2 protein-coding genes are annotated in these 2363 nt (G+C 68.4%); one reads left to right on the plus strand and one right to left on the minus strand.

What is annotated here, in order from left to right:
* Positions 1–1307 (minus strand): urocanate hydratase (gene hutU / locus AC04L7_RS16800; RefSeq protein WP_475513464.1); only part of this gene is annotated, 1307 nt, incomplete at its 3' end.
* Positions 1308–1416: 109 nt separating this feature from the next.
* On the opposite strand from hutU, the gene AC04L7_RS16805 reads away from it, so the two are divergent.
* Positions 1417–2151, plus strand: a complete 735-nt coding sequence (locus tag AC04L7_RS16805) for a ThuA domain-containing protein (RefSeq protein ID WP_435997349.1) — start codon at positions 1417–1419, stop codon at positions 2149–2151.
* Positions 2152–2363 lie beyond the last annotated feature (212 nt).

Consider the following 2363-nt stretch of genomic DNA (forward strand, 5'->3'; position numbering starts at 1 on the left):
GCTTTCAGTTCGCCGTTGCGCACCATCTCGTTGAACGCCAGGCCCAGCTTGTGGCGCAGGCCCAGGCCGACCCAGCAGATGCGCGCCGGCAGGCCCTGGAAGCTGATGCGCTCGCGCGCCATGTCCAGCCAGCGATGCAGGTGCGCATCGTCGGGGATCAGCTCCTTCACCTTGGCATCGGTCCTGTAGATGTCTTCCGGGTCGCCGCTGAGCGCGACCCAGCGGAACGGGCCCACGCCGCGGCAGAACAGCGGACGCACGTAGGCCGGCACGAAGCCCGGGAAATCGAACGCGTTCTTCAACCCCTGGTCGAACGCCATCTGCCGGATGTTGTTGCCGTAGTCGAACGTGGGCACGCCCATCTGCTGGAACGCAAGCATCGCCTCCACGTGCACGCGCATGGCCTGCTTGGCGGCATCGCGCACGCGTTCGGGTTCGGCCTTCTGTTCGGCCAGCCACTGTTCCACGGTCCAGCCGATCGGCAGGTAGCCGTGCACGGGGTCGTGCGCACTGGTCTGATCGGTGACGGCGTCCGGACGCACGCCGCGCTTCACCAGTTCCGGCAGGATCTCCGCGGCGTTGCCGAGCAGCGCGATGGACTTCGCCTCACCGGCGGCCGTGTACTTCGCGATGCGCGCGAGGGCGTCATCGAGGTCGGTGGCCTGTTCGTCCACGTAGCGCGTCCGCAGGCGCATGTCGATGCTGGACTGGCGGCATTCGATGTTGAGCGAGTTCGCGCCCGCCAGCGCCGCGGCCAGCGGCTGCGCGCCCCCCATGCCGCCGAGGCCGGCGGTGAGGATCCACTTGCCGGTCAGGTCGCCGCCGTAGTGCTGCCGACCCATCTCGACGAAGGTTTCGTACGTGCCCTGCACGATCCCCTGGCTGCCGATGTAGATCCACGAGCCGGCGGTCATCTGGCCGTACATCGCCAGGCCCTTGCGGTCGAGTTCGTTGAAGTGCTCCCACGTGGCCCAGTGCGGCACCAGGTTGGAGTTGGCGATCAGCACGCGCGGCGCATCGGGATGCGTGGGGAAGATGCCGACCGGCTTGCCCGACTGCACCAGCAGGGTCTCGTTGTCGTCGAGTTCGCGCAGCGACTTCAGGATGGCGTCGTAGCAGGCCCAGTCGCGCGCGGCGCGGCCGATGCCGCCGTAGACGACCAGCGAGGTGGGATCTTCCGCGACGTCCGCATCCAGGTTGTTCTGCAGCATCCGGTACGGCGCTTCGCTGAGCCAGGACTTGCAGGTGAGCGTGGCACCGCGCGGCGCGCGGATGACGCGGGACGGGTCGTGGCGGGGATCGGACATGCGGGCGTTCCGGATAAAGGGATTGCCGTCATTATCGGCGCGAGGACTGGTCGGGCGCGAGCCATCGCCATGCTGCAGTGCATGAAGGGCGCCATGGCAGAATCCGGCCATGAACCTTTCCCGCGTCATCGCTGCTCCCTTGCTGCTGGCCAGCCTGTCGCTGCTGTCGCCCGCACATGCCGCTCCGCCCGACCGGTTACTTATCTTCACCAAGACCGCGGGATTCCGTCACGACGCGATCCCCGCGGCCGTCGCGACGTTGAAGGTGCTGGCGACCGAAGCGGGCCTGCGGGCCGACCACACCGAGGACGCAGGTGCGTTCACTGCCGGCAACCTGTCGCGTTATCGCGTGGTCGTGTTCGCCAGCACCACCGGCGATGTGCTGGATGCCGGGCAGCAGGCGGCGATGGAAGGGTTCGTGCGCGCGGGCGGCGGGTTCGTCGGCGTGCATGCAGCGGCCGACACGGAGTACGCGTGGCCCTGGTATGGACGCCTGGTCGGCGCCTACTTCAGGAGCCATCCTCCCGGGCTGCAATCGGCGCACGTGCAGGCCGAGCACGACGGGAAGCCTGTCGGGCCACGCTGGCGCATCACCGACGAGCTGTACAACTACCGCGACAGTCCGCGCGGACAGGTGCAGGTCATCGCCACGGTGGACGAGCGCGACTACGAGGGCGGCACGATGGGCGGAGACCACCCCATCGCGTGGTGCCATGCCTTCGAGGGTGGCCGCAGCTGGTACACCGGACTCGGCCACGACGCGAAGGTGTACGAGGATCCGAACGTCCTCGCACAGCTCGGGCGCGGACTGCGCTACGCCGCCGGGCGTTCGGACGACTGCTGACACGTCCGCCCGCCTTGGCGAGGAAGCGGGCACACCGCCACCGTGTCAACGGATGGACGGATCCAGCGTGCGCAACGCCTGGCCGAGGCCGGTCTGGCCGGTACGGTCGAGTTCGTCCTTCGTGTAGGAGCGACCCGGCAGGCCATTGCAACGCGCCCGGGCGTCACGCTGGCGAATACGACTGCCGGTGTTGCGGATGCAATGCGCATCCG

It is taken from the genome of Pseudoxanthomonas sp. LjRoot204_2 (genome assembly GCF_056175765.1).

Coding starts and splice junctions, on each gene's coding strand:
- AC04L7_RS16805 (WP_435997349.1), top strand. CDS start 1,417: ATGAACCTTTCCCGCGTCATCGCTGCTCCCTTGCTGCTGGCCAGCCTG.